This window comes from Paraburkholderia sp. BCC1884 (genome assembly GCF_900996225.1).
Classification (GTDB): Bacteria; Pseudomonadota; Gammaproteobacteria; order Burkholderiales; family Burkholderiaceae; genus Paraburkholderia.
The window spans coordinates 61,317-87,912 of record NZ_CAAJGL010000064.1; the positions used below are offsets into that span (position 1 = coordinate 61,317).

Annotated in this window: 25 protein-coding genes, 1 pseudogene and 1 riboswitch; of the genes and pseudogenes, 6 read left to right on the forward strand and 20 right to left on the reverse strand. The window is 64.8% G+C overall.

From position 1 onward, the window contains the following. Window positions 1-14: 14 nt before the first annotated feature. Both FQ705_RS05440 and guaD read left to right on the forward strand, forming a co-directional pair. Window positions 15-1,067 (forward strand): adenosine deaminase, encoded by a 1,053-nt coding sequence (locus FQ705_RS05440; protein WP_144138390.1) that lies wholly within the window; start codon window positions 15-17, stop codon window positions 1,065-1,067. Window positions 1,068-1,172: 105 nt separating this feature from the next. Next, complete coding sequence (guaD, locus tag FQ705_RS05445; protein ID WP_144138391.1) at window positions 1,173-2,537, forward strand: guanine deaminase; 1,365 nt, start codon at window positions 1,173-1,175, stop codon at window positions 2,535-2,537. 82 nt (window positions 2,538-2,619) lie between these two features. Here guaD and FQ705_RS05450 read toward each other — a convergent pair whose 3' ends face one another. Continuing rightward, window positions 2,620-3,864 (reverse strand): NAD(P)/FAD-dependent oxidoreductase, encoded by a 1,245-nt coding sequence (locus FQ705_RS05450; RefSeq protein WP_144138392.1) that lies wholly within the window; start codon window positions 3,862-3,864, stop codon window positions 2,620-2,622. Window positions 3,865-3,995: 131 nt separating this feature from the next. Here FQ705_RS05450 and FQ705_RS05455 point away from each other — a divergent pair, with 131 nt between their 5' ends. Continuing rightward, a complete protein-coding gene (locus FQ705_RS05455; RefSeq protein ID WP_144138393.1) occupies window positions 3,996-4,724 on the forward strand; it encodes a class I SAM-dependent methyltransferase in 729 nt (242 codons plus the stop codon). A 16-nt stretch (window positions 4,725-4,740) separates the two neighbouring features. Here the strand turns inward: FQ705_RS05455 and FQ705_RS05460 are convergent, their stop codons facing one another. From FQ705_RS05460 to FQ705_RS33975, 18 genes are all read right to left on the reverse strand, one after another. Next, on the reverse strand, window positions 4,741-5,163 hold the full coding sequence (locus FQ705_RS05460; protein WP_144138394.1) for a signal peptidase: 423 nt from the start codon (window positions 5,161-5,163) through the stop codon (window positions 4,741-4,743). A 38-nt stretch (window positions 5,164-5,201) separates the two neighbouring features. Beyond that, window positions 5,202-6,440, reverse strand: a complete 1,239-nt coding sequence (locus FQ705_RS05465) for a beta-ketoacyl-[acyl-carrier-protein] synthase family protein (RefSeq protein ID WP_144138395.1) — start codon at window positions 6,438-6,440, stop codon at window positions 5,202-5,204. After that, window positions 6,437-7,663, reverse strand: a complete 1,227-nt coding sequence (locus FQ705_RS05470) for a beta-ketoacyl-ACP synthase (RefSeq protein WP_144138396.1) — start codon at window positions 7,661-7,663, stop codon at window positions 6,437-6,439. Before FQ705_RS05470 ends, FQ705_RS05465 begins: the two co-directional genes overlap by 4 nt. After that, on the reverse strand, window positions 7,663-8,388 hold the full coding sequence (locus FQ705_RS05475; protein WP_144138397.1) for a 3-ketoacyl-ACP reductase FabG2: 726 nt from the start codon (window positions 8,386-8,388) through the stop codon (window positions 7,663-7,665). Before FQ705_RS05475 ends, FQ705_RS05470 begins: the two co-directional genes overlap by 1 nt. Further along, window positions 8,385-8,870, reverse strand: coding sequence for a hotdog family protein (locus FQ705_RS05480; RefSeq protein ID WP_144138398.1), 486 nt, complete (start codon window positions 8,868-8,870; stop codon window positions 8,385-8,387). Before FQ705_RS05480 ends, FQ705_RS05475 begins: the two co-directional genes overlap by 4 nt. 8 nt (window positions 8,871-8,878) lie before the next feature. After that, the gene (locus FQ705_RS05485; protein WP_144138399.1) at window positions 8,879-10,063 is read right to left on the reverse strand and encodes a beta-ketoacyl-[acyl-carrier-protein] synthase family protein; all 1,185 of its coding nucleotides are present in this window, start codon (window positions 10,061-10,063) and stop codon (window positions 8,879-8,881) included. Beyond that, entirely contained in the window at window positions 10,060-12,492 is a 2,433-nt protein-coding gene (locus FQ705_RS05490; RefSeq protein ID WP_144138400.1) for an MMPL family transporter, read from the reverse strand. Before FQ705_RS05490 ends, FQ705_RS05485 begins: the two co-directional genes overlap by 4 nt. Then, a complete protein-coding gene (locus FQ705_RS05495) occupies window positions 12,492-13,178 on the reverse strand; it encodes a LolA family protein (RefSeq protein ID WP_144138401.1) in 687 nt (228 codons plus the stop codon). The genes FQ705_RS05490 and FQ705_RS05495 overlap by 1 nt, the downstream gene beginning before the upstream one ends. Further along, entirely contained in the window at window positions 13,166-13,597 is a 432-nt protein-coding gene (locus FQ705_RS05500) for an acyl-CoA thioesterase (RefSeq protein WP_144138402.1), read from the reverse strand. The genes FQ705_RS05495 and FQ705_RS05500 overlap by 13 nt, the downstream gene beginning before the upstream one ends. Next, the gene (hutH, locus tag FQ705_RS05505; RefSeq protein ID WP_144138403.1) at window positions 13,594-15,207 is read right to left on the reverse strand and encodes a histidine ammonia-lyase; all 1,614 of its coding nucleotides are present in this window, start codon (window positions 15,205-15,207) and stop codon (window positions 13,594-13,596) included. Before hutH ends, FQ705_RS05500 begins: the two co-directional genes overlap by 4 nt. Beyond that, window positions 15,194-16,903, reverse strand: a complete 1,710-nt coding sequence (locus FQ705_RS05510) for a glycosyltransferase family 2 protein (protein WP_144138404.1) — start codon at window positions 16,901-16,903, stop codon at window positions 15,194-15,196. Before FQ705_RS05510 ends, hutH begins: the two co-directional genes overlap by 14 nt. Further along, window positions 16,903-18,609: an AMP-binding protein gene (locus FQ705_RS05515; protein WP_144138405.1), complete on the reverse strand. Its 1,707-nt coding sequence runs from the start codon at window positions 18,607-18,609 to the stop codon at window positions 16,903-16,905. The genes FQ705_RS05510 and FQ705_RS05515 overlap by 1 nt, the downstream gene beginning before the upstream one ends. Then, window positions 18,606-19,274 (reverse strand): hypothetical protein, encoded by a 669-nt coding sequence (locus FQ705_RS05520; RefSeq protein ID WP_144138406.1) that lies wholly within the window; start codon window positions 19,272-19,274, stop codon window positions 18,606-18,608. Before FQ705_RS05520 ends, FQ705_RS05515 begins: the two co-directional genes overlap by 4 nt. Further along, complete coding sequence (locus FQ705_RS05525; RefSeq protein WP_144138407.1) at window positions 19,274-19,525, reverse strand: acyl carrier protein; 252 nt, start codon at window positions 19,523-19,525, stop codon at window positions 19,274-19,276. The genes FQ705_RS05520 and FQ705_RS05525 overlap by 1 nt, the downstream gene beginning before the upstream one ends. A gap of 3 nt (window positions 19,526-19,528) precedes the next feature. Beyond that, a complete protein-coding gene (locus tag FQ705_RS05530; RefSeq protein ID WP_144138408.1) occupies window positions 19,529-19,825 on the reverse strand; it encodes a phosphopantetheine-binding protein in 297 nt (98 codons plus the stop codon). Further along, window positions 19,800-20,594 (reverse strand): lysophospholipid acyltransferase family protein, encoded by a 795-nt coding sequence (locus tag FQ705_RS05535; protein ID WP_144138409.1) that lies wholly within the window; start codon window positions 20,592-20,594, stop codon window positions 19,800-19,802. Before FQ705_RS05535 ends, FQ705_RS05530 begins: the two co-directional genes overlap by 26 nt. Continuing rightward, window positions 20,578-21,309 (reverse strand): beta-ketoacyl synthase chain length factor, encoded by a 732-nt coding sequence (locus tag FQ705_RS05540; RefSeq protein WP_144138410.1) that lies wholly within the window; start codon window positions 21,307-21,309, stop codon window positions 20,578-20,580. Before FQ705_RS05540 ends, FQ705_RS05535 begins: the two co-directional genes overlap by 17 nt. Before the next feature lie 175 nt (window positions 21,310-21,484). Beyond that, window positions 21,485-21,658, reverse strand: coding sequence for a hypothetical protein (locus FQ705_RS33975; RefSeq protein ID WP_186307797.1), 174 nt, complete (start codon window positions 21,656-21,658; stop codon window positions 21,485-21,487). Between the two features lie 89 nt (window positions 21,659-21,747). After that, a riboswitch (yybP-ykoY riboswitch) is annotated at window positions 21,748-21,965 on the forward strand. Window positions 21,966-21,972: 7 nt separating this feature from the next. Here FQ705_RS33975 and FQ705_RS05545 point away from each other — a divergent pair. Continuing rightward, window positions 21,973-22,545 carry a TMEM165/GDT1 family protein gene (locus FQ705_RS05545; RefSeq protein ID WP_144138411.1) on the forward strand — a complete coding sequence of 191 codons (573 nt, stop codon included), beginning with the start codon at window positions 21,973-21,975 and terminating at the stop codon, window positions 22,543-22,545. 110 nt (window positions 22,546-22,655) lie between these two features. On the opposite strand, the gene FQ705_RS05550 is transcribed toward FQ705_RS05545, so the two are convergent. Continuing rightward, complete coding sequence (locus FQ705_RS05550; RefSeq protein WP_144138412.1) at window positions 22,656-23,360, reverse strand: DUF4136 domain-containing protein; 705 nt, start codon at window positions 23,358-23,360, stop codon at window positions 22,656-22,658. Window positions 23,361-23,565: 205 nt separating this feature from the next. Here FQ705_RS05550 and pepN point away from each other — a divergent pair, with 205 nt between their 5' ends. Together pepN and FQ705_RS05560 are read left to right on the forward strand one after the other, a co-directional pair. After that, window positions 23,566-26,262, forward strand: a complete 2,697-nt coding sequence (gene pepN / locus FQ705_RS05555; protein ID WP_144138413.1) for an aminopeptidase N — start codon at window positions 23,566-23,568, stop codon at window positions 26,260-26,262. Between the two features lie 153 nt (window positions 26,263-26,415). Beyond that, a pseudogene (locus FQ705_RS05560) lies at window positions 26,416-26,580 on the forward strand (type II toxin-antitoxin system RelE/ParE family toxin); the annotation flags it as partial. Between the last annotated feature and the right edge of the window lie 16 nt (window positions 26,581-26,596).

Sequence of the window (26,596 nt, forward strand, 5' to 3'; positions counted from 1 at the left end):
AAACTTGACCGACCATGAATACAACGACTGCAACCTCTACGACACTCGCTGAAAAAACCGCGCTCGCACCGAAGGCCGAGCTGCATATTCACATTGAAGGCTCGCTTGAACCCGAACTGATTTTCGCGCTCGCCGAACGCAACGGCGTGAAGCTCGCGTATGACTCGATCGACGCATTGCGCGCCGCCTACGCATTCACCGACCTGCAATCGTTCCTCGACATTTACTACGCCGGCGCAAGCGTGCTGCTGCAGGAGCAGGACTTCTACGACATGACGACGGCGTATGTCGAACGCTGCCTCGCCGACAATGTGATTCACAGCGAAATTTTCTTCGATCCGCAGACGCACACCGAGCGCGGCGTGTCGATCGCGACCGCCGTCGCGGGCATCGAACGCGCGCTGGCCGACGCGGAAAAGCGCGGCATGACGAGCAAGCTGATTCTGTGTTTCCTGCGCCATCTGTCCGAAGAAGACGCGCTCGCCACCTTCGAAGAAGCGCGGCCGTTGTTCGAGCAATACAAGCATCGCCTGATCGGCGTGGGTCTGGATTCGTCGGAGCGCGGCCACCCGCCTTCGAAGTTCAAACGCGTGTTCGCCAAGGCGCGCGCGCTCGGTCTGAAGCTCGTCGCGCATGCCGGTGAGGAAGGGCCGCCGTCGTATATCTACGAAGCGCTCGACCTGCTGAAGGTGGACCGCGTCGATCACGGCGTGCGCAGCATCGAGGACCCAGCGCTCGTCGCGCGTCTGGCCGATTCGCGCGTCGCGCTGACCGTGTGCCCGCTGTCGAACCTGAAGCTCTGCGTATTCGACGACATGACCAAACACACGCTGAAGGACCTGCTCGATCGCGGCGTCGCCGTGACGGTGAATTCCGACGATCCGGCTTACTTCGGCGGTTACGTGAACGCCAACTATTTCGCCATCATCGACGCGTTGAAGCTCAACGATGCCGAGGTCTACACGATCATCCGCAACAGCTTCGAAGCGTCGTTCGTCACGCCCGGGCAACGCAGCGAACTGATCGCGAAGCTCGACGCGCACTGGCAACCAGACGGCCCCCACTGACGGGCCGATAGATAGCAGCCGGCGGCGTAGGCTCGTTCGAAAGAGCCGAGCAAAAAACCCGTCGTCCGCGCTGTTCAGCTTCCCACAATCGGAGACGGTTTTTCCATGACTCATTCGGCCAACCCGGCTAAACCAGGCCAAACGGCGTTTCGCGCGCAACTGCTGACTTTCAACGGCGATCCCGCGCAATCGCCCCATGCGGCAGTCTTCAACGAAGACGGCCTGCTGATCGTCGAAGACGGCCATGTCGTCGCGGCAGGCGCGTATGCCGCGCTCGCCTCGCAACTCGCGCCGGGCACGCAGGTGCAGGACATGCGCGACAAGCTGATCGTGCCGGGCTTCATCGACACGCACATTCACTATCCGCAGACGGACATGATCGCCTCGCCGGCGCCGGGTCTGTTGCCGTGGCTCGAAACCTACACGTTCCCGACCGAGCGCCGCTTCGCCGATCCGGCCTATGCACGCGACACGGCGAGCTTCTTCGTCGAAGAACTGCTGGCCTGCGGCACGACCACCGCACTCGTGTATTGCACGGTCCACAAGGAATCGGCCGACGCGCTCTTCACCGAGAGCGAAGCGCGCAATCTGCGCATGGTGGCCGGCAAGGTGCTGATGGACCGGCACTGCCCCGAGTTCCTGCAGGACACCGCGCAATCGGGCTACGACGACAGCGCCGAGCTGATCGGCCGCTGGCACAATCGCGGCCGCCAGATGTACGCGCTTACGCCGCGCTTCGCGCCGACTTCGACCGAAGCGCAACTCGAAGCATGCGGTGTGCTGGCAAAGCAGAATCCGGATATCTTCATCCAGAGCCACGTCGCGGAAAACACCGACGAAGTGAAATGGGTCGCCGATCTGTTCCCGGGTCATCGCAGCTACCTGGACATCTACGATCACTATGACCTGCTGCGCCGCCGCGCGGTGTACGGCCACTGCATCTACCTCGACGAAGAAGACCGCAAGCGCATGGCGCAAACCGGCGCAGTCGCCTCGCACTGCCCGACCTCGAACCTGTTCCTCGGCAGCGGCCTGTTCGATTTCGACAAGGCCGACGAAGCCGGCATGCCGGTCGCACTTGCGACCGACGTCGGCGGCGGCACCTCGTTCTCGATGCTGCAGACCATGAACGAAGCGCACAAGGTCGCGCGCCTCACGGGTCATCATCTGACGGCCACGCGCATGTTCTATCTGGCAACCGCGGGCGCCGCGGCAGCACTCGATCTGGCGGACAAGGTCGGCACCTTGAAGCCGAAGTCGGAAGCCGACTTCGTCGTGCTCGATCCGCAGGCGACGCCGTTGCTCGCGCGCCGCACGGCACGCACCGAGTCGCTGGAAGAACTGCTGTTCGCGTTCGCGCTGCTCGGCGACGATCGCGCGATCTACGAAACGTATGCGGCGGGCAAACGTGTTCACCGTCGTGACGACGTGCGGGTGCACGCACCGCGTGTAGCGAAGATCGCGGCCTGATTCAGGCTAAGCGGCAGAACGAAAAACGGCGCTTCGATTCGAAGCGCCGTTTTTTATTTGCCTTCCGTCACACGCAGACCGCTCAACGCTGTGTGCACACCTCATGCAACGCATTCAGGCGTCGCACCGGATCGGCAACATAAGGGTTCGTTTCATCCCACGCGTAACCCGCCAGCACCGCGCTGATCATGCGCCGAATCGACGGCGTCGGGTCCGGGTAGAAAATGATGTCCTGCAACTCACCCGTGTACCACCGCTCGACAAACGCCCGGAACGTATCGATCCCCTTGCGCAGCGGCACGTCGTAGTCCGCGGACCAGTCGACCGTTGCGCCATCAAGCTGCCGGTTCAAGGTCTGCACCGCCAGATGCGCCGAGCGCAGCGCGATCGTCACACCGGACGAAAAAACCGGATCGAGAAACTCACCCGCATTGCCGAGTAGCGCGTAACCGGGACCATGCAAGTGCTCGACATTCGCCGCATAGCCGCCGATGTGGCGCACCGGCATCAGAAACGGCGCCTCACCGATCAGGCGGTTGAAGGTCGGCTCCTGCTGGATCAGCGCACGCAGCGTCGCGTCGCGCTCCGCATCGGGCACATCGAGGAAACTCGCCTCGGCCACGCAGCCCACGGACGAGCGGCCGCCCGCCAGCGGAATCATCCAGAACCACACATCCCGGCGCTCGGGATGGGTCGCCACGCAGATCTTGTTGCGATCCGTGGTACCGGTCGGAATGCCGTCCTGCACGTGCGTGAAGATCGCGGCGCGCGTCGGCATGCGCGTGGGCGCTTCGAGGTTCAGCAGGCGCGGCAGCACGCGCCCAAAGCCGCTCGCGTCGAATACGAAACGCGCTTCGATCTGATACGCGTGGTCCGCTTCGTCGACCACGTCGACGAGCGGCGCAACTCCCGTGTGAACCGCGCGCACCGTGTGGCCAAAGCGCACGTCGGCGCCCTGCTGCGCGGCGCAGCGAATCAGGATGTCGTCGAACACCGCGCGCTCGACCTGGTAGGTGGTGCCCCAACCCGCCGAATGCTTGTCACGGAAATCGAACGCCGACGACTGGTCGCGATGGATGAAATGCGCGCCGTTCTTGTACTGGAAACCGGCTTCGACGACGGCCTGCAGCATGCCGGCTTCTTCGAGGTAGGCCATGCTTTGCGGCAGCAGGCTCTCGCCGATCGAGAAGCGCGGAAAGTGCTGACGCTCCAGCACCAGCACCGAACGGCCTGCCTTGCGCAGCAACGCCGCCGCGACCGAACCTGCCGGGCCCGCACCGATGATCACGACGTCGACCGTCGCGCGCTTTGACGAATGTGTACTCAAGTTAGCCTCGATCATGTGAATCGTTTGCTTGCCCGGAAAAGCTCAATGCTGCATCCTTACTTATGGTTACAATTGCGCGTCGCCCATGTGCCTTGGAGACGGCAAAACAAAATTTCGCCGGGGAGTCCAGCGTGTCGCCATCCGAAACATCCAGCGTACCGTTCGTACCGGAAACGGTCTTTGGTATCTGGTTCCTGCGCACCTACACGTGGGAACATCATGTCCTGCGCGTGGCGATCAATGACCTCAAACGCCTGATCGATCACCCGTTGCCCGAAGCACCCGTCATCGTCGACGTCGGCTGCGGTCAGGGCATTTCGTTTCGGCTGCTTGCTGAAGCATTCAAGCCGCGCCGTATCGTCGGCATCGATTTCCACCAGGACTCGCTCCGGCTCGCCGCACAGGCCGCCAATGCCTGCCGCGAGCAACTCGCCGATATCGAACTGCTGCACGGCGATTGTGCGAAGCTGCCCTTGCCCGACGCCAGTGCCGACATCGTGTTCTGTCACCAGACCTTCCACCATCTCGTCGAGCAAGACCTTGCGCTCGCGGAATTCCACCGCGTGCTCAGACCGGGCGGCGTGCTGCTATTCGCCGAATCCACCGAGGCTTACATCAGGTCGTGGGTAATCCGCCTGCTGTTCCGTCATCCGATGCAAGTGCAAAAGAGCGCCGAGGGCTACCTCGATATGATTCGCCACGGCGGCTTCCGCTTCGGCGAACGCAATGTCTCTCTCCCGTACCTCTGGTGGAGCCGCGCCAAAGACTTCGGCCTGCTCGAACGACTTGGCCTCTACACACCGAAACCCGGCAAACGTCGCGAGACGCTCGTCAATGTCGCGGCGGTGAAAGCCGACTAAGTCAGACCGGCTACGCTCAATTCGAGTCCAGCACCACGAGCTGACCGCTCACCGCAATCGCGGCGGCGCTCGGACTCACGCCGCAGGTGAACTCGCTCGACGAATTGGTTTGCGTGCTATGAAAGCGCGTCTGCACGCCGATCACCGCGTTCGCGTGGCGCGCGAGCGCTGCGGCGCGCAACTTGTCGACTGCTTCGCCCAAGGCTTCGTGGCAGGCTTCGTCCTGGCTGGCCACCTTGCGAGCGATCCGGACCGAGTACGAGACGTCGCCCAACTGAGTCTTGATGGCCGGGTGGTCCTGTTGACCGAAATACACCTGCACGCCGCCACTCGATTGACCACCGGCCGCCGCGAGCGGCAGCGACTTCACCTGCGTTGCACAGCCCACCTGGGTCAGCACCACGGCAACCAACGCACCCACTACCCACGCTTTTTTCATTCTTATCACTCTCGTTTTTTAAAATTAAACGGACGACGTCAGCCGCCTCGCCACGCTTGGAACATCAGGCTCGCGCAACTGCCGCCGAAACCGTACGACACCGACATCGCCGTATCGATGCGCGCCTCGCGCGTCACGCGCACGAGCGGCATAGCGGCGACTTCCGGCTCCATCGCATCGATCTGCGGGGTGCCCGCGACGAAGCCGTCGCGCATCATCAACAGCGTGTAGATAGCCTCGTGCGCGCCGCATGCGCCCAGCGGATGCCCAGTCATGCCTTTGGTCGACGAGAACGCCGGCACGTCATGTCCGGCTGCCTCGAACACCTCGTTCAAGGCGCGCAATTCCTCGACATCGCCGAGCGGGGTCGACGGTGCGTGCGTGTTGATGTAGTCGGGTCGCTTGCCCGCTTCGCGTAACGCGCCGCGCATGGCTCGCGCAATGCCCGCCGCGCGCGGCGTGACCATGCCGCCGCTGTCGGTGCAGTCGCCGAATCCACTCAGTTCGGCGTAGATACGGGCGCCGCGCGCCAGCGCATGATCGAGCGATTCGAGCACCAGCACACCGCCGCCCGACGCGATCACGAAACCGTCGCGCAGTCTGTCGTACGGCCGCGAGGCTCGTTCAGGTGTGTCGTTGAAGCCCCGCGACAATGCGCCCATCGCGTCGAACATCAGCGTCATGCTGTCGTGCAGCGACTCGCTGCCACCCGCCAGCACGACCTTCTGGCGACCCGTCTGGATCAGTTGCATCGCCTGCCCGATCGCCAGCGCCGAGGTCGTGCACGCCGACGACGGCGAGTAGCCGACGCCTTCGAGCCCGAACACCTGGGCAACGTTGGCCGACGCCGTGCTGCTCATCGCATGCGGCACGACGTAGGGCGGCACCTTGTCGACGCCGCGCACGTCGGCGATCTGCATGGCCGCGTCGTAGCTCGACATGTTGCCGACGCCCGAGCCGATCACCGTGCCGGCGAGCGACGAGCGCAACATGGCTTCGTCGAGCCGCGCGTCCACGATCGCTTTACGCGCGGCATGACACGCAAAGCGCGCGGTATCGCCCATGAACCGTTCGAGCTTGCGCGCGAACGGTGGCTCCTGTGCGACCGAGGCGACGCCCGCGACTTGCGAGCCGAAACCCCGCTCGCGCCACGCGTCGATCCGCTCGATCCGCGAGCGGCCACTGCGCAAGGCGGCCGCGACTTCATCGAGCGTATTGCCGAGACACGACACGATGCCCATGCCGGTGACGACCACGCGTTGCAGCGTACCGCTCACGGAACGCGCCTGAAAATCAGCGACGTATTGATGCCGCCGAACGCAAAGTTATTGCTCATCACGTGCTCGGCGTCGATCTCGCGACCTGCGCCGACGATGTAGTCGAGCGGCGCGCAAGCCGGGTCGACGTTGTCCAGATTCAGCGTCGGCGCGAACCAGTTGCGCTTCATCATTTCGATGGTCCACCACGCTTCGAGCGCGCCGCATGCACCGAGCGTGTGACCGACGTAACTCTTGAGCGAGCTGATCGGCATGCGCGCGCCGAAGGTCTGCGCGGTTGCATGGCTTTCGGCGACATCGCCGCGATCCGTCGACGTGCCGTGTGCGTTCACATACTGAATCGCTTCGGGCCGCAGCTTTGCGTCGCGTAGCGCGAGCTGCATCGCGAGCGCCATGGTTTCGGCGGTCGGCTGGGTCATATGCGCGCCGTCCGAGTTGCAGCCGAAGCCGACGATCTCCGCGTGAATCCGCGCGCCGCGCGCCACCGCGTGTTCGTATTCTTCGAGCACCAGCGTGGCCGCGCCTTCGCCGACCACCAGGCCGTCGCGCGCGGCGTCGAACGGACGGGGCGTCAGATGCGGTTCGTCGTTGCGCGTGCTGGTGGCGTAGAGCGTGTCGAACACCGCCACGGCCGGGCCCGACAATTCTTCCGCGCCGCCTGCCAGCATCAGCGTCTGCTTGCCGCTCTGGATTGCCTCGAAGGCGTAGCCGATCGCCTGGCTGCCGGAGGCGCAGGCGCACGAGGTCGGAATGATCCGCCCTTTCAGGTCCCAGAAGAGGCTCACGTTGACGGCCGTGGTGTGCGGCATCATCTGCACGTAGCTGTTGGAGGTCACGTCGCTCATCGAGCCGGTTTCGAGCATGGTGCCGAACGCGCGGATCGGCTGCACCGAGCCCGACGACGAACCATACGCGACGCCCATGCGGCCATCCGCGATGCTCGCGTCTTCCGCCAGCCCGGCGTCGGCGAGCGCGAGTTCGCTTGCACGCACCGAATACATCGACACGAGACCCATCGAGCGGGTCTTCTTGCGCGGGTAATGCGTCGGCGCCTTGAAGTCCGGCAGCGGACACGCGAGCCGCGTGTGCAGCGACTCGAAGTAATCCCACTCGGGCATGCGCCGCACCGCGTTCACGCCGCGCCTCAGGCGCGTTTCGATGACGTCCCAGCTATCGCCCAATGCCGTGACCCCGCCCATGCCGGTAATGACGACGCGCTTCATCAGATCATCCCGCCGTTGACGCCGATCACCTGGCGCGTGACATACGAAGCCGCATCCGACATCAGGAAGCCGACCACGGACGCCACCTCGGCAGGCTGGCCGACGCGGTTCATCGGCACCGTTTTCAAGGCGTGTTCGAGCGGCATCTCGTCGAGCATGCCGGTTTCGATCAGACCCGGCGCGACGCAGTTGACGGTGATGCTGCGCGAAGCCAGCTCGACCGCCAGCGCTTTGCTCGCGCCGATCAGCCCGGCCTTCGCCGCGCTGTAGTTGACCTGGCCGCGATTGCCCATCACGCCCGACACCGACGCGATCGTGACGATGCGGCCGCCCTTGCGAGCCCGCACCATCGGCATGGTGAGCGGATGGACCACGTTGTAAAACGCGTCCAGACCGGTTTCGATCACGATGTCCCAGTCTTCCTCGGTCAGAGCCGGGAAAGCGGCGTCGCGGGTCACGCCCGCGCTGCACACGATGCCGTAATACGGACCGTGCGCGGCGACATCCGCTTCGAGCACTTCGCGGCACACGGCCCGCTCGCGTACGTCGAATTGCAACACGCGCGCCGTGCCGCCCTGGGCGGCGATGCCGGTCGCCACCGCTTCCGCTTCAGTACGTCCCGTGCGGCAATGCACGGAGACCGCGAAGCCGTCGGCGGCCAACTTGTACGCAATCGCGCGGCCAATGCCACGGCTTGCGCCGGTAACGAGAACACGCCGGCTCATGAACTGACACTCCCTTCGATGAATGACTGAAAATCGGCCGGTTGAAAGACCTTGACGACGGCTTCGGCACACCGCACGTCGCCATGATGGATCGTGCATTCGTAGGCGCCGTGGCCTTCTTCGCTACGCAGCAATTCGACGACCTGCACGATCAGTTGCGCACCGGCAGCAAATGCGGGTTGCAACGCTTTATAGCTGCGTGAGCCGAGCAAGACGCCGGGACGCGCCCGTCCGCCGCCGCGCATCGCCAGCAAGGCGACGTGGGCCGCAATCGCCTGCGCCATCAGTTCGATGCCGATCCATGCGGGCATCGCGCCGTCGGCGTCGGCGTACCAGGCGCCGGCCTGCACCGAGGCGCAAGCAGTTAGCGTTTCTTCGTCGAAAGCGTTCACGGCGTCGATCAGCAGCATGCTGCCGCGATGCGGGATGATCGCTTCGATCGGTTGCCGGAGCAGGTGCTCGTGAGTGAGCGTCGGGTTCATGGCGCGCGTCATCGTGCGAGGATCAGGCTGACATTGCTGCCGCCAAAAGCGAACGAGTTGCTCATCACGTACTGTGCCGTGCCGCCGCGCGGCAAGCATCGCTCGGTCTCGACGAGGTCCAGCACGGGCAGCGCGGGGTCGGGCTCACCGTCCCATAGATGACGCGGCAGCGGCACGCCCTCGCGCGCGAGCGTCAGCCACGCAAAGCCGAGTTCGGTCGCGCCCGCTGCGCCGAGTTGGTGACCCGTCAACGGCTTGGTGCCGCTCGTCGCCACGCGCCCGGGAAACACGCGCGCCATCAGCGTCGCTTCCATTTCGTCGTTCTTGCGCGTCGCCGTGGCGTGCAGATTGACATAGCCGATCGCCGAGGCCGCGATGTCCGCGTCGGCGAGCGCCTGGCGTAGCGCCAGCTCGCCGCCCACGCCGCGCGGATCCGGCGAGGAAATGTGATGCGCGTCGCTCGATTCACCCACACCCGCGAGACGCACCGCCGCTTCATCGCGGCTCATCAGGAACACGGCCGCGCCTTCGCCGACATTGATGCCGCAACGGTTGCGGCTCATCGGATTGCTGCGCACGCCGCTGGTCGATTCGAGCGACGCGAAACCCTGCACGGTCAGCTCGCACAAGGAGTCGACGCCGCCGACCACTACCGCATCGCACAGTTGCAACTGCAGCAGACGGCGCGCAGACGCGAAGGCCTTCGCGCTCGACGTGCAGGCCGTGGAAATCGTCAATGCGGGACCCTGCACGCCCAGTGCCGCGGCAGCGAACGGTGCGACCGTACCGATCTCCATCTGCCGGTAATTGAAGTTCGCCGGCAGATTGCCGGCCTGCGCCTGATAGACAAAGGCGGCTTCGGCCGCTTCGATGCCCGACGTGCTGGTGCCGAGCACGACGCCGATGCGATGCGAGCCATAACGCTCGCGCGCCGCCTCGACGGCAGGTGCGATCTGCGCCAGGGCGGCAAGCAGCAGACGATTGTTGCGGCAGTCGTAACGTGCGAGATCGGCGGGCGGCGCCAGCTCCAGCGGCGCGAGCACGCTGCCGAGAAACGCCTCGCCGATACCCGTATGCGCGTTGGCCATGCCGGGCGAACGCGCGGCGGCCAGGGCCGGCACGATACTGTCGAGGTCGCCGCCGAGCGCGTTGATCATGCCGAGCGCGTGCAAATAAACTGATGGCGCTTTCAAGCGGCCCTCCTTGATTCCGATGGCATACCGATCGGCGCGAGCAGCACCGACACCAGGATGCCGAGCGCGAGCGTGGCGCCGAAGCTCTGCAACGCGGGCATCGCGCTCATGCCGAGCATGCCGAACGACAACAACGTGGTGGCCGCCGACAGCAGCACGCCCGTCCACACCGCGCCGAGGTCCGCGTCCGCGCGCAGGCAGCCTTCGCGCAGGAACACGGCATAGTTTGCGCCCACGCCGAGCACCAGCATCAGCGCAAGCCAGTTGAAGAGATCGAGCGGCATACGCGCGTAGCCGAACACCGCGAGCGACACGCCCACGGCGAGCAGCACCGGCAACGTCACGGCGATGCCGCCGCGCACGCGGTAGCGCAGCATCAACAGCGCGCAAACCAGGGCGAGTGCGCCGCCGAGCCACCAGCCGCTGTCCACGCGATACTCGCCGAACAGCTTCGACACGCTCGCCGCTTTGTCGACGAAGACGACGCCGGGCAATGCCTTCGCGATGGCCATCAGCGCGGGTTCGTTCTGCGGCGTCACGCCTTGGGGAATCACGACCGACGCATAGGCTTGGGTGGCCGCATCGACTTCGCCCAGCCAGAGATGCCTGTAGGGCTGCGACCATGGCGCAGCGAGCCACGTGTCGACGGTGAGCGGCGCGTGCGGCCTCGCGTAAGCGGCGAGCCAGGCGTCGGCGACCTGGTCCTTGAAGCCGGCTTGCAGAAGCGTGGCGCGTAGTGCGGCCGGGTCGTCGAATACGTGCTGCGCGAGCAGCGCGCGGTCGGCGTTCTGCTGCCGCGCGGACGGCACGAATTGCACGATCGACTGATAGTTGCCCACCTTGTTCGCGGTGCCGTTCAACGCGTCCAGTTTTGCGTCCAGGGCTTCGGCGCGTTGCAGCACGGCCTCTTGCGTGTCGCCGCGCACGACGAAAAACTGTGCGCTGTTATCGACACCCACCGCATCGCGTACCTTGTCTTCCTGCGCGACGAGCACCGGATCGCGCTGGATCAGCAGGTGAATATCGTCGTCGCTGGACAGACGCAGCCAGCCCGGAATCGCCACGACCAGCAGCAGGGCCGCGACGAACCACGCACGCTTTCCACCGATCACGCGATGCCAGGCGCTCAGCAGGCGCGCGGCTCCGGCGAATACGCGCTGCGGGCTGCGCGTCGGCGCGCGGGTGAGCAAGGCAGGCAACAGCCACAGTACCGAGGCGAAGGCCGTGGCGATACCCACCATCGCAAAACACGCGATCTGTTTGAGCGCGGGAAAAGGCACCCACGTGAGGATCGCATAGCCGAGCAGACTCGTCGCCAATGCGACACTCAATGCCGGACGCACCGCTCGCGCGCCGCGTCGCGCGTCCCAATCTTGCTGTGCGCCGAGATAGATCACGAAGTACTGGATCGAATAGTCGACTGCTTCGCCGATCAGACTGGCGCCGAACACCAGGGTCAGCAAATGCAGTTGGCCGAACACGAGCAGCGTCGCCGCCAGCGCGCAAACGATGCCGAGTGCGGTCGACACGAAGCCGAGCAGCAGCAGACGCGGCGAGCGGAACACCCACATCATCAGCAGCGCGATACCGCACAGCGAGGCCACGCCGATCAGATGCACCTCGTGTTCCGATGCACTGCGAGCGGACTGCGCGTAAAACACGGCGCCGGTTCGCGCGACGGCAACATCCGGGAAGGCCTGCTTCAACGCCCTCTCGCCCTGGGCAAGTGCCGCGAGTACGGCGCGCTGCGTTTTTGTTTCGTAGGCGGAGCCCGGCAACGTCGCGACGATCAGCACGCTGGTGAGGCCGCCGTGATGCGAGACCAGCAGGTTGTCCTCGAGTTCGAGGTTCGACGTGGCGAGCGGCAGATTGCCGAGCCAGTGTTCGAGCCAGCCGAAGGGGTCGTCGGTGAGGGACGTAGTCAGGCCACCGCGCAAGGGACTGTAGAGGCGCTGGGCGAGCGCGTCATGCAGTGTGGTGTCTTTTCCGCCGTTCGGTCCGGCGCCTGTACTGACGCTCGCGAGCGCCGTGCGATCGGCCGGCGTCAACAAGCCGAAGCGATACGGCATGTACAACGTGGCGATTTGCGACAGATCGAACGGCGGCAACTCGGCCGTCACCGAACCGAACGCCCCGCTCTTCTGCAGCGACGCGCCCAGTTGCTTCGCCGCCGCTTTCGCGCGCGCATCGTCGCGGCCGGTGACGAGAAAAACGGTACGGTCCCCAAGCGCGCTCGCCAGTGTATCGACCGCTTTTTCGGCGACCGGGTCGGCTTCGGTGGCGGGCAGCAACGCCAGCAGATTGGTCTGCAACGGCGACGGTCCCGCGAATCGCCAGCCGCAATACAGCGCCGTGACGAGCGCGAGCAACAGCCACGCGGCACGCATGCCCCACGCCCGTTTCGCGGATGGCTGCTGCGACATGTCCATCAGTGCGCCCCGAACAGGCCGAGTTCAGCCGCCGTCGGTTCGTCGACCGTCACGCTCTTTGCAAAGTCGAGACGCGTGAGGTCGCCGTTCGCGAGCGTGATATGCAAACTTTGCAGAAAGTCGCCGCCGTTCATCGCCAGAGCTTTGATCGATTGCGCGATCTGCGGCTGGTTCGGCGTGAGCTGCATACGCCATTGAGCGGCACTGCCTTCGGCTTGCACGTCGAATTGCGAGTACAGCGAGGAAAGATCGCCGCCGAGCATCGCGCGCATCATCTTCGACACTTCAGCGACGCCACGCGCACCTCGTGCGCTATGGCTCGTCACGCGCTGCCCGGTGGCGTCGAGTTCCGTGACGCCGGCATCGGTGATGACATAGGTGGCTTTGTACGGTGTGTCGATCTGCCAGATCACGCCGCGTTCGCGGAAGAACAGCAGCGAGCCCGTGCTCACGAGCGGCTGCTTCATCGCGGCGAGCGTCTGCGTCTGCGTGAATTGCGCGCGGACGCCTTTGGCCTGGGCAAGGTGCGCGGCGATCTGCGAGACTAAAGCGGGGTTGCCGGCGCTTGCCGTTGAATGCGTCGGTTGTGCCGGCGGGGCCGCTCGTGCAGCAGAAGCCGCGAACGCTGCCAGCAAGAGCGCGCCCAGTACTTTGACCATCGCCGCACGCCGTCTCATCGTCCCCATACGCGCTCCAGCTTTTCGAACACCACCGGCGGGGACACGAATTGCAGTTCCTGAGTGACGGCATCCACCGCGACCTGGATCGTATAGCCCTTGGTCAGTCGCGTGCCGGACGCACAATCGACGATTTCATAGCCTATTTTCAGGCGGTTTTCGTGTTCGAGCAGTTGCGTGCGCACTTCGATCTGCTGACCGTAAGTTGCCGGACGCACATACTTCAGATGCGCCTCGACGATCGGCCACAGATAGCCCGACGCCTGCATCTCGCGGTAGTCGTAATCGAAGACGCGCAGCAGGGCCGCGCGGCCGATCTCGAAGTACTTCAGATAGTGGCCGTGCCAGCACACGTTCATCGCGTCGACGTCGTGAAACGGCACTTCGACCGTCGCGCTCGCGCTCAGTACCTTGCGGGGTTCCGTCATGGGTTCGATCCTCCGCGATAGTCGTGCAGCAGATCGCACGCGGCAATGCGCGCGTTCAACGCGCGCAGGTCGCTCTCCAGCGCGCGGTCTTCGTCGACGAACGGCGATTGCGCGCTCACGCTTTCCACGAACTTTTGCAACGGCGCGGGCACCGGCGTCGCGCTGTCGATCTTCAGACGCAAACGCGCGGCCTGCACCGTCGCGAGCGTGTGCGCGGCCGCGACCTGCTCGGTCAATTCCAGCACGCGCAAGCAGTCGCGCGCGGCGATCGTGCCCATGCTGACCTTGTCCTGATTGTGCGCTTCGGTCGAGCGCGAAAAGACGCTCGCGGGCATCGTGTTCTTCAACGCTTCGGCAGTCCAGGCAGACGACGAAATCTGCACGGCCTTGAAGCCGTGATTGATTGCGGCACGCGCGGGCGCCGCGCCCGACAGATTGCGCGGCAGGCCATTGTTGAAATTCACGTCGACCAGCAAGGCAAGTTGACGATCCATCAGATCGGCGAGATTGGCAACCGCGACTTTCAGCGAATCCATCGCGAACGCAATATGCCCGCCGTAAAAATTGCCGCCGTGCAGCACGCGTTCGTTGTCGGGATCGATCAGCGGGTTGTCGTTCGCGCTGTTCAGTTCGTTCTCGATGTCGCGACGCACCCACGTCAGCGCGTCGCGCGCCACGCCGATCACGTGCGGCGCGCAGCGAATCGAATAGCGGTCCTGCAGACGATGGCCGGGCGTATCGTCGCGTCCGCTCAGATCGTCGCGAATCCACGCGGCGGCTTCGGCCTGGCCCGCGTGCGGTTTCACTTCGAAGAGCGTGGCGTCGAAGTGCGCAGCGCGGCCGTCGAGCGCAACCGTGCACAGCGCCGTGAGGCGTGCACACAGGCGCGTCAGATGATCGGCGCGGGCGAAGGCGAGACACGCGAGGCCCGTCATGACCGCGGTGCCGTTCATCAGTGCGAGGCCTTCTTTCGGCGCGAGCGTGAGCGGTGCCTGGCCGAGTTCGGCCCACACGTCACGCACATCGCGCGACTGTCCTTCGAACATCACTTCGCGCTCGCCGGCGAGCGCGGCGGCCACGTACGACAGCGGCGTGAGATCGCCACTGGCGCCGACCGAGCCTTCCGAGGGAATGCGCGGCAGCACGCGATGGTTGATGAGATCGGCAAGGCGTTCGAGCAACACGGGACGCACGCCGGAAAAACCATACGCCAGTGAATTGAGGCGCGCGGCGATCACCGCGAGCGTCTGTGCGTCGTCGAGATACTGGCCCATGCCGCAGCCGTGATAACGCGTGAGTTGCAGCGGCAAGGCCTCGACCAGTTCCATCGGCACGTCGACCACGCAGGCGTCGCCGTAACCGGTGTTGACGCCGTACACAGTGGCGCCCGCCGCCAGATGCCGGCGCAGAAAATCCGCGCCGCGTTGAATCCGCACACGCCACGCCGGATCGGCGCTCAGGGAAACCGGCGCACGATGCCGTGCAATCGCGACGACCTCTTCGATCGTCAGCTTGCGGCCGCCGATCGTAACGGGCGTCGCTTCGTCCGCATTCGCTCCTGCGCTCACCGCGGCATGCAGCGGCACGTCGATCAAATCATGTTCGGCCATTCGCGCCTCGTTTGGGGCTGGCCCAGAAATCGAAGAAGTTGAACCATTGATAAGGTGCCTTGCGGCAATAGTGTTCGAGACGCGCGGCATAACGCTGCGCCCACGCCGCGAGATGCTGCGCGCGTTCGCGGCGCGGCAACTCGATGCGCTCGGCAAAGGGCTCGAAATATAGACGATAGCCGTCCTGCTCTTTCAGACAGAAGAACAGATAGACCGGGCAGCCGAGCGCATGCGCGAGCACATACGGACCCTGCGCGAACGGTGCGGTCGAGCCGAGAAATTGCGCTTCCGTGGTGCGGCCCGCTTCGCGAGCAGGGACGCGATCGCCGACGATCACGAGCAACTCGCCCGCATCGACGCGCTCCTGCATCATCATCGCAGTCTCGGGTCCGAAGTCGCGCACTTCGAGCAAATGCCGCGCGAATTCGCTATTCGCCGACGCCAGCACGCTATTGAAACGGCGCGCGTGTTCCGTGTAGACGACCGCCGTGACTTTCGCATAAGCGCCCTGTGCGGCGAGCGCGCGGGTCATTTCCAGATTGCCGAGATGCGCACCGATCACGAGCGCGCCCTTGCCGCTCGCCGCCAGCGCCTGGAACGCGGACGGGTCTTCGAATTTGACGTCGGCGTTGTTCACACGCCCGGACCACGCGGCAAGTTTGTCGAAGCCCGACTGCGCGAACGCCAGCATGTGCCGATAGGCAGACAGCCAGCCCGGACGCGGCGTGCCGCCGTTCGGCGCGGCTTCGCCGAGATGCCTGAAGTAATTGCTCGACGCTTCGCGCGCGGCGCGGCCCGTCAGCAGAAAATAGGCAACGACCGGATGCAGCCATAGCGCGGTAAAGCGACGGCCGAACAGCTTGCAACTGAGGGCGAGCAAGGACATGCCGAGATGACTGCCGCGCTCCGCGATCCGCCACCAGTCCTGCTCGTCGCCAAGCGCGTCGGCCCGGCGCGGCATCACCTTGTGTGCGAGCAGCAGCGGCAGACGCCCCAGCATGCCGAACACGAGACGCGTATGACTACGACTGATGCGCACGTTGTCCCACAGCACGTCGAAATGCGAAACGCCGTCGCTTGCGTAAGTCACGTGCGTCGGAATCGAGCGGAACGCCGCGCGCCGCCAATAGAGGCGCACGAGAATCTCGATGTCGAAATCCATGCGCGTCGGCAGTTGCACGCTGTCGATCAGGTCGCAGGCAAGTGCGAGCGGATAGAGCCGGAAGCCGCACATCGAGTCGCGGATCGTCAGCGAAAGGGTTTCGATCCACACCCACACGTGCGTCAGATAGCGGCCGTAGAGGCGCGCTTTCGGCACGCTCTCGTCATAGACCGGGCGGCCGAGAATCACCGCGCCCGGTTCGGCGCGCGCGGCTTCGATGAAACGCGGCACGTCGGTGGCGTCGTGCTGGCCGTCGGCGTCGATCTGCAAGGCGTGCGTGAAGTGCGCCGCGCGCGCAGCGCGCAGGCCCGCCATCACCGCCGCGCCTTTGCCGCCGTTGACCGGCAGGCGCAGCAGCGTGAGTTGCCCGGCGTATTGCTGCGCAAGCGCAGCGAGCACGTGCTGGGTGGCTTCGTCGCTGCCGTCGTCGACGACGAAAATCGGCAGGTCGTGAACCGCCAGATTGGCGATGGTCGCGCCGATCGCATCCTTGTGGTTGTAGATCGGAATGACGATGCACGGGGCGAAGCTCATCACGCGCCCTCCCCGTAGACGATCACACCGGATGCGCAATCGCGGCCGCCCAACCGGTACGCGAACTGCATGCGCCGGCGTGACGCGTCGTGGACCAGCGTGAGCCTGAGCACGGCACCCGGCGACACCGGCGCCATGAATTTCAGACGATCGATCGACGCGACCGCGCGTGCCGCAGGCACATGGTCGGCGGCAAGACGCACGGCCCAGTCGACTTGAACCACGCCCGGCAAAATCGGCAGACCAGGAAAGTGGCCGGCGAAATGCACAAGGGTTGGCGGCACGCGCAATTCAAAGTGCAGTGTGTCGCCGCTACGCGCTTCGGCCAGCACTTCCATGCCTTCGGCGCGCGGCTCGAATGCGGCCGCCACGGCGCTTACCGGCAGCTTGCCGCGCGCGTCGAACGGCAAGGTGACACGGAAGCGCCAATGACGCGGCAGCACCACGACATCGAAATAGTCGGCGAGATGGCGGCGCAGCGTCTTTGCAAGTAGCACGCGACCTTCGCTGCGTAACGCTTCGCTGCCGACTTCCGTCAACGCCACGACGGCGCCGACGCGCTCGCGCGAGGCGCCCTCCAGCGGCACGACGGCCGCTTGCGCGACATACGGATGCAGCGCCAGCCGCACTTCCAGTTCCGGCAACGACACGCGTTTGCCGTCGAGCTTGAGGACGCGATCGAGCCGGCCTTGCAGACGGAAACGGCCTTGCTCGTCGAATACGATGCGATCGTCCGTCCGATGCCAGCCGCGATGATCGAGGTGCGGCGAGCGCACGTTCAGCGCGCCGTCTTCATCGCGACGCACTTCGATACCGGCGACCGTCTGCCATGCATCGGTCTGGTCCTGACGCCGCCACGCGATGCCGCCGGTTTCCGTGCTGCCGTAAATTTCCAGCGGCGCGGCGCCATAGGTTGCGGCGTATTCCTGCGCGCTCTCCAGCGCAAGCGGGCCGCCCGACGAGAAAAACGCGCGCGGCGCAGGCGTCAATGCAGCGAAGCCCGGCAACGCGGGCCAACGCGATAGTTGCGCGGGCGTCGAGACGACCACGGTCGCGCCGGATTGCTCGATCTGCGTTTGCAGATGCAAGGGTTCGATGCTGAGCGCGCGGTCGAATGCACGTCCCGCAGCCAGCGGCCACAACACGCGAAACAGCAAACCGTAGATATGATGATGCGGCACGCTCGCGAGCATCGTCGCGTCGCCGATCAACGCGCCCCACTGCGTCTCCAGCGTGTGCACTTCGGCGTTGAATTGCGCGAGCGTTTTACTGATCGGTTTCGGTATGCCGCTGCTGCCCGAGGTGTAGAGCGTGAGCGGAGCCTGGGGGTCGATCGTGTAAGCGGTGCGTGACGGCGCTGCCTCGGCGCTGCCGCCCGACGATGCGAATGGCGGCAAGTCTGTGCCAGTCAGCACGACTTCATACGCACCGGCGAGATCGGCGAGATAACCCGGCGTCGAATTCGCCGGAATCACCGGCTCCTTGCCGCTCGCGAACAGGGCGAACAGCACGCACGCGAAATCGAAGGGATCGTCGATGCACACGGCGTAGCGCCGTGCGTTTCGCGTTTGCAATAGTGGCACCAGCTGCGCGACCCGTGCACGAAATGCCGCGCGATCGAGCACGAGGGAGCCGTCCCGGCAAACCGGCGCAGTCGGCGAGTCGCCCCGATGGTCCGCCGACAACAGGTCGTGCAACGCGATCATGCCGCCCCCGACCGCGCGGCTCGCGGCAACACGACCAGATAGCGCCAGATGACCTCGGCCACCAGCAGCACGCCGATCAGCCCATAAGCGATTGCGCCGTTATAGAGCGACCAGCTCGCGCGGCTCCAGTACAGCGCCGTATAAGCGGAAAACGCGCCGTTCAGCGCGAAGAATCCGCACCAGACCTGGGTCACGCGATGCGTATGGCGCACCGCGCCCGGCGGCAGATCGGGATTGCCGAGCCGCGCGAATTTTTCGATCATCGATGGGCCGCGCACGAGCGTCGCGCCGAACGCGATCAGCAAGCCCAGATTCACCAGCGACGGATAAAGACGCAACAGCAACTCGCTGTTGGTCAGCACGATGGCCGCCGAGGCGCAGCTCAGCAGCCCGACGACGACCCAGTCGATCGTGGCAAGACGGCGCAGCGAGGTAGCGACGGGACCACTGCCCGCCCAGCGCTGCAGCCACAAAATCGCAAACAGCATGCAGCCGACGTAACGCGGCGTGTCCCAGCGCCACGCGCACAGAATCAACGCGGGATACGCGAGCTTCAGGAGAACCTGCACGACGGTTTTGCCCAGGTGGCGCTCCGTCTGGATACTGGCCGAATCCGCGACAGGCCCCCCGGCCGCCGTTCGCGATCGCGATCGCGCGAGAGGCATCAGCCTTGTGCCGCCAGCAGGGATTCGACCGCGACGATCACATCGCCGACCGTGCGCACCGATTTGAACTCTTCCGGCTTGATACGGCGGCCCGTCATTTCCTGCAGCTTGATGGCGAGGTCGACGGCGTCGATGCTGTCGAGATCGAGGTCTTCGAACAGATGCGCGTCGGGCGTGACACGCTCCGGCTCGATCGCGAAGTTCTCTCTGAAGATGGCGCGGATGCGCTCAAGAATCTCTGCCTCGGACACGGTTCATTCCCCCTTCTTGGTTTCGTTCGCAGCGTGCGCCGCTTCGCGTTGACTCGCGACCAGCGCGGCCAGCGAGCTGATCGAGCGGAAGTGTTCGCGCGTGCGTTCGTCGTTCGCTGCGATGGTCAGTTGGTATTGTTTGCGCAGCACGATGCCGATTTCCAGCGCGTCGATCGAGTCCAGACCGATCCCGTCGGTCTCGAACAACGGTGCATCGTCGTCGATGTCGGCCGGGCTCAGGTCTTCCAGATCGAGGGCTTCGATCAGGAGCTGTTTAATTTCCAGTTTTAAAGAATCCATAATCGAACAGGTGCTGTGTAATGTGGGCTTCGACGGCGCTCGTCACGCTGCGTGCCGCGAGAGCCGGTGGAGTGTCATGCGCCGCGAGCTGCTCGATGCCCAGCGGCTCGAGCACGTTCACGCGTATCCGGAAGGCGCGCGCCGGCACGTCGTACCAGCGCATCTGCTTGGTGAAGGCAGGCGGATCGCAGTCCATCAACACCGGCACGATCGGCGCGCCGACCTTCAGCGCCATATGCGCGAAACCGCGTGAAAACGCGTGCAGCCGGTTCGGCGCGGGACTGCGCGTGCCTTCGGGAAAAATGATCATGGTATAGCCTGCGGCCAGTTGCTTCGCGCCGGCTTCGACCAGTTCCATGGGATCGGCATTGCTGACGTACTCCGCCGAGCGCACGATGCCCCAGAAACACGGGTTGCTCCAGTGGGCGTTCTTCACCACGCAACAGGCGTGCGGCGTAAGCGAAAGCAGCACCATCACGTCGAGGTAAGTCGGGTGATTGGCGACCACGATCGCCGGGCCGCCCTTGCGCAATGCCTCGACGCCCGACACTTCGAGCTCCATCACGCCGACGCGCTGCAACACGGCCACCAGCGCGCGGAAAAAGCCGTGAATCACACTCGTTACCGCGAACTGGCGCGATGCGCGGTGCGGCCACAGCCAGGCGAACGGAAACACCAGCACCGAAAACAGCACGCCGCATAGGCCGAACACCACGAACGCGAGGCCCGTCGCGCACAGGCGCCAGAGGTAATCAAGCCGCGCGGTCATGCCAACTCCAGTGCCAGGCGGCGCCCGTGCCTTGCCAGATGGCGGGATCGCCCGTTCCCAGGCAGTGCAGCAACGCCTGGCTCTGCGTGGCGAAACGCGCCGGCGCGTCCGGGTTGCCCGCTCGGTTGCCGTGCTGGCCGGTGCCGGCTCGCTGTCCACTATCAGGAAACAGCGTGCAAACGAGCTGGCCGGTCGCCGCATCGTTATCGAGCAGGATGGCGATCGCCCCGCCGTGCACTTCGTCTTCGATCGTGCCGTAGGCCGGATCGGCCGGTTCGTCGGCATACACCACGAGTACCGGCGAATCCGGCTGGGTGGCGTACTGCGCGTACGCCTCCAGCAACGCGTAGCCGAGCGTTTCCGCGCCGGCCGAGATCGCGCTCGCCGCAGACCGGTCGCCCCGCGCGATACCGAATACACCGGTCATCGCATTCAGCACCGACAGGCTGAAAGCCGTGGGCGACACCGGTTCGCCCGCGCTGATAGCGCGCAAAATGTCCGTGGTGCGGCGCAATTCGCCGTGGCGCGATGCGAAGACGACCCGGGCGTCCGTCTCGGCGATGCAGTCGTGCGCCACCTTCAGCGCGACTCGGGACAGAGTGCTCAGACGACGCCGCACGATCGGCTCGATAAAGCCAATATCGGGTGCGGCAGATGCGGCAGCAGGCCAGCTAGACCAGCGAGCGATCGGAATGGTCCAGTGCAGATCGGGCATATCGGTGTTCGCGCGTAGATGCGAGGAGAGGCTGAGGCGCCTGACGGCATACGCCGACGTTGCAGCGTGCGCGCGCCGCGCGGGCCGGCAATCTCCGGCCGGGAATCAATCCAGTCTTCTTATATAAGGTTCAGCGACTTAACGGCACGTGGCCCCGATTATTTAGGCACACACGTCAATTAGTCTGAAGGATCGGCTCAGGCACCCTTTGGTCGCCGGAATCATACTGAATATTCTGGATTAAATCAGCCTTAAAAGACGTATCCATCTGTATCCGTACCGCCGCGCCGACGCTGCCGGCAAAAAACGCGATCGCACGCCGATCCGGCACTAACGGGAAGGCTTTCATTCGACTTTCTAACAGAGTGTTTCACTTTCGAAGGCGGTGCCATGCCCGCGCCGCGAATGCGCCGCAGCGCGGAGCGCGCCTGCTATACTCCGTCCCTCATTGGGGAGTAGCCGCCCCGCGGCACGTCCGCACCGCGAGTACCCGGTGCGTCGCATGTGCGGTTCGCGGGGGCGCCTGTCAACAGACTTGGCCTGTACGGCCATGGCAGCCGCAGCCTCTGGCCTGGCGAGACCGATGATCCACACGCGCCGCAACAGGGCCCGGCGTGTCGTGGGTCGTCGCTCGTTCATATCTCGGCCCGGGGAATCAACCACGTGGATCACGCTTTTCTCATTTCGACCGGAGCGGTCGCGCTCGCCGAGATCGGCGACAAGACGCAATTGCTCTCGCTCGTGCTCGCCGCGCGCTATCGCAAGCCGCTGCCGATCATTCTCGGCGTGCTCACCGCCACCCTCGTCAATCACGCCTGTGCCGGTGCACTCGGCGCCTGGCTCGGCTCGCTGCTCACGCCGACCATCATGCGCTGGGCGCTGGCCGCCTCGTTCATCGGCATGGGCTTGTGGATTCTCGTGCCGGACAAGCTCGACGACGAGGAAGCCAACACTAGCCGAACGCACTTCGGCGTGTTCGGCGCGACGGTCGTGACGTTCTTTCTCGCTGAGATGGGCGACAAGACGCAGATCGCGACGGTCGCCCTCGCCGCGCGCTTTCACGACTTCTTCGGCGTGGTGGGTGGCACGACGCTCGGCATGATGATCGCCAACGTGCCGGCGATCCTGCTCGGCGACCGCTTCGCACATCGTTTGCCGACCAAACTCGTGCACGGCATCGCTGCCGTGATGTTCGTGATTCTCGGCACGATGGCGTTGTTCGGCGTGGGCGTTTAAGCGCGGTTCGCGCACAAATAAAAAGGCCCGGCAGGTCGTCCCTGCCGGGCCTTTTTGCTTCTTGCCGTTGTAGCGCTACGGTGACTGCATTCCGCTGCGGCCACCGTCTGTCACTGCACGACCTGCGCCCCCGAAGCCGCCGCGGGCGCGGCAGCAGGCGCGGCGCCCGCCGCGGCCACTTCGTTCGACGGAGCCGCGCCGCTTGCCGGATCGAGCGGAATCTTGACGGTATGGACGACGCCGTTGCCGAGCGGGAAGTCGGCCAGCGCGCTGCGCGCCAGATACGGCATGGCGCGCACCAGCGACGACTCGCCGCCCGTGTTACGCGCCGTCACGTTGTAGACCTCCTTGCCCGTCGCGCGCTCGGTGATCCGTACGCCCAGCAGATGCGTGAAGACCGGATAGCTCTGGTTCACATAAGCATCCGGAAACGGACCCCACGGCCCCCACGGATCGAACGGGCGACCCCAGTAAGGCCCCGGCCACGGGTTGTAATAGACCGGCTGGGCAACCGTCACCATGTCGGAGCGAATCCCATACGACAGCCCGACGAGATAGCGGGCCTGCGCGCTGTCGACCTGACGGAACGAATGCGTGGCGAGTTCGTTGCCGACGAGCCGCTCATAAGTGGTGAGTTCGAGATTGTTCTGCTCGCCCGCCGGACGCGTGAACGCGAACGTGCGCGTTGCGTCGCTGCCGTTCCAGTCGGAGAAAGCCGTGACCTGGGTGGTCACGTAGGTCGTACACCCGGACAGCAGCACCGTGAGCGTCCCAAGCAGCAACGTGACGCGACGGGTCCATCGATCGATTTTCATGGTCTACCTCGTGAAGCCTATGGATTGCCTCTGTGTTGCCCGTCGTCGCTAGCTGCAAGCGGGCGCCCGATAATACGCTGACCTGGCCATTCGGTAAAAAGTTCGTTTCGCACGATCGGCCGAGGCTTTGTACAATGGCTCGACAAGCCCGGCTCGCACGTCAGAAGCGAGCTTGCCGACTCGAGTTCCCATCCTACAGAACGCCATGGCCGATACCGCAACGCCCAATGTGATCCGACGCGCCGATTACGCGCCGCCCGCTTTCCTGATCGACACCGTCGCACTCGAATTCGATCTCGTCCCCGAACGCACGGTGGTCAGGAACACCATGCGGGTGCGCCGCAACCCGGACGCATCGCGTGCGTCGCATCTGGAGCTGATGGGCGAGCAACTCGAATTCGTCGGCGCGACGATCGACGGCCAGCCGTTTGCCAACGCCCACGCGCATGAACACGGCCTGCGGCTCGACAACGTGCCGGATGACTTCGAGCTGACGCTCACCAGCCTCTGCGATCCGGCCGCGAACACCACGCTATCGGGCCTGTACGTCTCGGGCGGCAACTTCTTCACCCAGTGCGAGGCCGAGGGCTTTCGCCGCATCACCTATTTCCTCGACCGCCCGGACGTGATGGCGACCTACACGGTCACGCTACGCGCCAACAAGGCAGATTATCCGGTGTTGCTATCCAACGGCAACCTGCTCGAAGAAGGCGATCTGCCGGACGGCCGCCACTTTGCCCGCTGGGAAGATCCGTTCAGGAAACCGAGCTATCTGTTCGCGCTGGTCGCGGGCAAGCTGGTCGCGCTGGAAGAGCGCGTGACGAGCGGCTCCGGCAAGGAAAAACTCCTGCAGGTCTGGGTCGAGCCGCACGATCTCGACAAGACGCAGCACGCCATGGATTCGCTGATCAACTCGATCCGCTGGGACGAGGAACGCTTCGGGCTCGAACTCGATCTGGACCGCTTCATGATCGTCGCCGTGAGCGACTTCAACATGGGCGCGATGGAAAACAAAGGGCTCAACGTCTTCAACACGAAGTACGTGCTGGCGAACCCCGAAACGGCGACGGATACCGACTTCGCCAACATCGAGGCGGTGGTCGGTCACGAGTACTTCCACAACTGGACCGGCAATCGCGTGACTTGCCGCGACTGGTTCCAGCTGAGTCTGAAAGAAGGCCTGACGGTATTCCGCGACCAGGAATTCTCGGCCGACATGGCAGGCGGCGCCACCGACGAAGCCGCGCGCGCCACCAAGCGTATCGAAGACGTGCGCGTGCTGCGGCAGATGCAGTTCGCCGAAGACGCAGGTCCGATGGCGCATCCGGTGCGCCCGGAGAGCTACGTCGAGATCAACAACTTCTACACGATGACGGTCTACGAGAAAGGCTCGGAAGTCGTGCGGATGTATCAGACGCTGTTCGGTCGCGACGGCTTCCGCAAGGGCATGGACCTGTACTTCAAGCGCCACGACGGCCAGGCCGTGACCTGCGACGACTTCCGCCACGCGCTCGCCGACGCCAACGGCCGCGATCTCGCGCAGTTCGAGCGCTGGTACAGCCAGGCCGGCACGCCGCGCGTGTCCGTGCGCACGCAGTACGACCCGGCACAACAGCGCTACAGCGTGACGCTCAAGCAAGGCTATGGCGAAGGCGCCCCGGCCACCCGCGACACGCAAAAGGGACCGCTGCTGATCCCGTTCGCGATCGGCCTGATCGGCAAGGACGGCAAGGATCTGCCGCTGCAACTCGACGGCGAAAGCAACGCTTCGGCTGCGACCACGCGCGTGCTCGAGTTCACGCAGACCGAACAGACCTTCACGTTCGTCAATGTGGCGCAGGAACCCCTGCCCTCGCTGCTGCGCAATTTCTCGGCGCCGGTGATCGTCGAATACGACTACTCGGCGGATCAACTCGCGTTCCTGCTCGCGCACGACAGCGATCCGTTCAACCGCTGGGAAGCCGGTCAACGACTCGCCACGCGCGAGCTGCTGGCGCTCGCCGGCCGTGCCGCCACGGGCGTGCCGCTGCAACTCGACGACTCCGTGGTCGCCGCGTTCGCACGCGTGCTGACCGACGAAACGCTCTCGCCGTCGTTCCGCGAACTGGCCTTGATGCTGCCCTCCGAAGCCTATCTGGCCGAGCAGATGGCGGAGTCGAATCCGGCTGCCGTGCACGCGGCACGACAGTTCGTCCGCAAGCGGCTGGCCAACGCGCTCAGGAGCGACTGGCTCAAGGTGTACGACCAGCATCGCACGCCGGGCGCCTATGAGGCGACGCCCGAGGCTTCGGGTCACCGCGCACTGAAGAATCTCGCGCTCTCGTATCTCGCGGAACTCGACAATCCGGCCGAGGCCGTGCGCCTCGCGTCCGCACAATACGACTCCGCGAACAACATGACCGACCGTTCGGCGGCGCTCTCTGCGCTGCTCAATGCGTCGGCGGCGCAAGGCGGCAGCGTCGAAGCCCAGCAGGCGCTCGACGATTTCTACCGGCGCTTCGAGAAAGAGCCGCTCGTCATCGACAAGTGGTTCGCGTTGCAAGGTACGCAGCGCGGCAGCGCACAGCGTCCGGTGATCGAGATCGTGCGCAAACTGATGGCGCACCCGGCCTTCAACCTCAAGAACCCGAACCGCGCGCGCTCGCTGATTTTCAGCTTCTGCGCGGCGAACCCGGCGCAGTTCCACGCAGAGGACGGCTCGGGCTATGCATTCTGGGCCGAACAGGTGATCGCGCTGGATGCCATCAATCCGCAAGTGGCCGCGCGTCTGGCCCGCTCGCTGGAATTGTGGCGCCGCTTCACGCCGACGCTGCGTGACGGCATGCGCGCGGCGCTGGAAAAGGTGGCTGCGCAGGTCAAGTCACGCGACGTGCGCGAGATCGTCGAGAAAGCGCTGGCGTGATGTTCGCGTGAAGGCTGCTTCAGTCTTGAAAAGCCGGCATATATGCCGGCTTTTTTTCGTCCTGAATTTGTGCGAAGGCCGCATGGCGCTCGCTAACGTTAGCCATCTGGACGACTGTTCGTCGCGCTCCAAACAAGGGAAGGTAAACGCATCGCGGAGTCCATCTGCGATCTGCATGCGCCGCCCGGCAACCGGCTCGAAGCTTTGCAAGGGCAGCGCAGCGGACAGTGGAGCATCCGGATCAATGCGCAATGGCGCATCTGCTTTCATTTCGTCGACGGGGAGGCGCTGAATGTCGAAATCGTCGACGATCACTGATTATTGGGAGACCAGC

Excerpts from the sequence above, each read along its gene's own strand:
- FQ705_RS05475 (WP_144138397.1), bottom strand. The coding sequence starts at position 8,388 with ATGAGCCGGCGTGTTCTCGTTACCGGCGCAAGCCGTGGCATTGGCCGC.
- FQ705_RS05480 (WP_144138398.1), bottom strand. The coding sequence starts at position 8,870 with ATGAACCCGACGCTCACTCACGAGCACCTGCTCCGGCAACCGATCGAA.
- FQ705_RS05500 (WP_144138402.1), bottom strand. The coding sequence starts at position 13,597 with ATGACGGAACCCCGCAAGGTACTGAGCGCGAGCGCGACGGTCGAAGTG.
- pepN (WP_144138413.1), top strand. The coding sequence starts at position 23,566 with ATGGCCGATACCGCAACGCCCAATGTGATCCGACGCGCCGATTACGCG.
- FQ705_RS05490 (WP_144138400.1), bottom strand. The coding sequence starts at position 12,492 with ATGGACATGTCGCAGCAGCCATCCGCGAAACGGGCGTGGGGCATGCGT.
- FQ705_RS33975 (WP_186307797.1), bottom strand. The coding sequence starts at position 21,658 with ATGAAAGCCTTCCCGTTAGTGCCGGATCGGCGTGCGATCGCGTTTTTT.
- FQ705_RS05530 (WP_144138408.1), bottom strand. The coding sequence starts at position 19,825 with ATGGATTCTTTAAAACTGGAAATTAAACAGCTCCTGATCGAAGCCCTC.
- FQ705_RS05520 (WP_144138406.1), bottom strand. The coding sequence starts at position 19,274 with ATGCCTCTCGCGCGATCGCGATCGCGAACGGCGGCCGGGGGGCCTGTC.
- FQ705_RS05550 (WP_144138412.1), bottom strand. The coding sequence starts at position 23,360 with ATGAAAATCGATCGATGGACCCGTCGCGTCACGTTGCTGCTTGGGACG.
- FQ705_RS05535 (WP_144138409.1), bottom strand. The coding sequence starts at position 20,594 with ATGACCGCGCGGCTTGATTACCTCTGGCGCCTGTGCGCGACGGGCCTC.
- FQ705_RS05540 (WP_144138410.1), bottom strand. The coding sequence starts at position 21,309 with ATGCCCGATCTGCACTGGACCATTCCGATCGCTCGCTGGTCTAGCTGG.
- FQ705_RS05495 (WP_144138401.1), bottom strand. The coding sequence starts at position 13,178 with ATGGGGACGATGAGACGGCGTGCGGCGATGGTCAAAGTACTGGGCGCG.
- hutH (WP_144138403.1), bottom strand. The coding sequence starts at position 15,207 with ATGGCCGAACATGATTTGATCGACGTGCCGCTGCATGCCGCGGTGAGC.
- guaD (WP_144138391.1), top strand. The coding sequence starts at position 1,173 with ATGACTCATTCGGCCAACCCGGCTAAACCAGGCCAAACGGCGTTTCGC.
- FQ705_RS05460 (WP_144138394.1), bottom strand. The coding sequence starts at position 5,163 with ATGAAAAAAGCGTGGGTAGTGGGTGCGTTGGTTGCCGTGGTGCTGACC.
- FQ705_RS05510 (WP_144138404.1), bottom strand. The coding sequence starts at position 16,903 with ATGAGCTTCGCCCCGTGCATCGTCATTCCGATCTACAACCACAAGGAT.
- FQ705_RS05440 (WP_144138390.1), top strand. The coding sequence starts at position 15 with ATGAATACAACGACTGCAACCTCTACGACACTCGCTGAAAAAACCGCG.
- FQ705_RS05470 (WP_144138396.1), bottom strand. The coding sequence starts at position 7,663 with ATGAAGCGCGTCGTCATTACCGGCATGGGCGGGGTCACGGCATTGGGC.
- FQ705_RS05515 (WP_144138405.1), bottom strand. The coding sequence starts at position 18,609 with ATGATCGCGTTGCACGACCTGTTGTCGGCGGACCATCGGGGCGACTCG.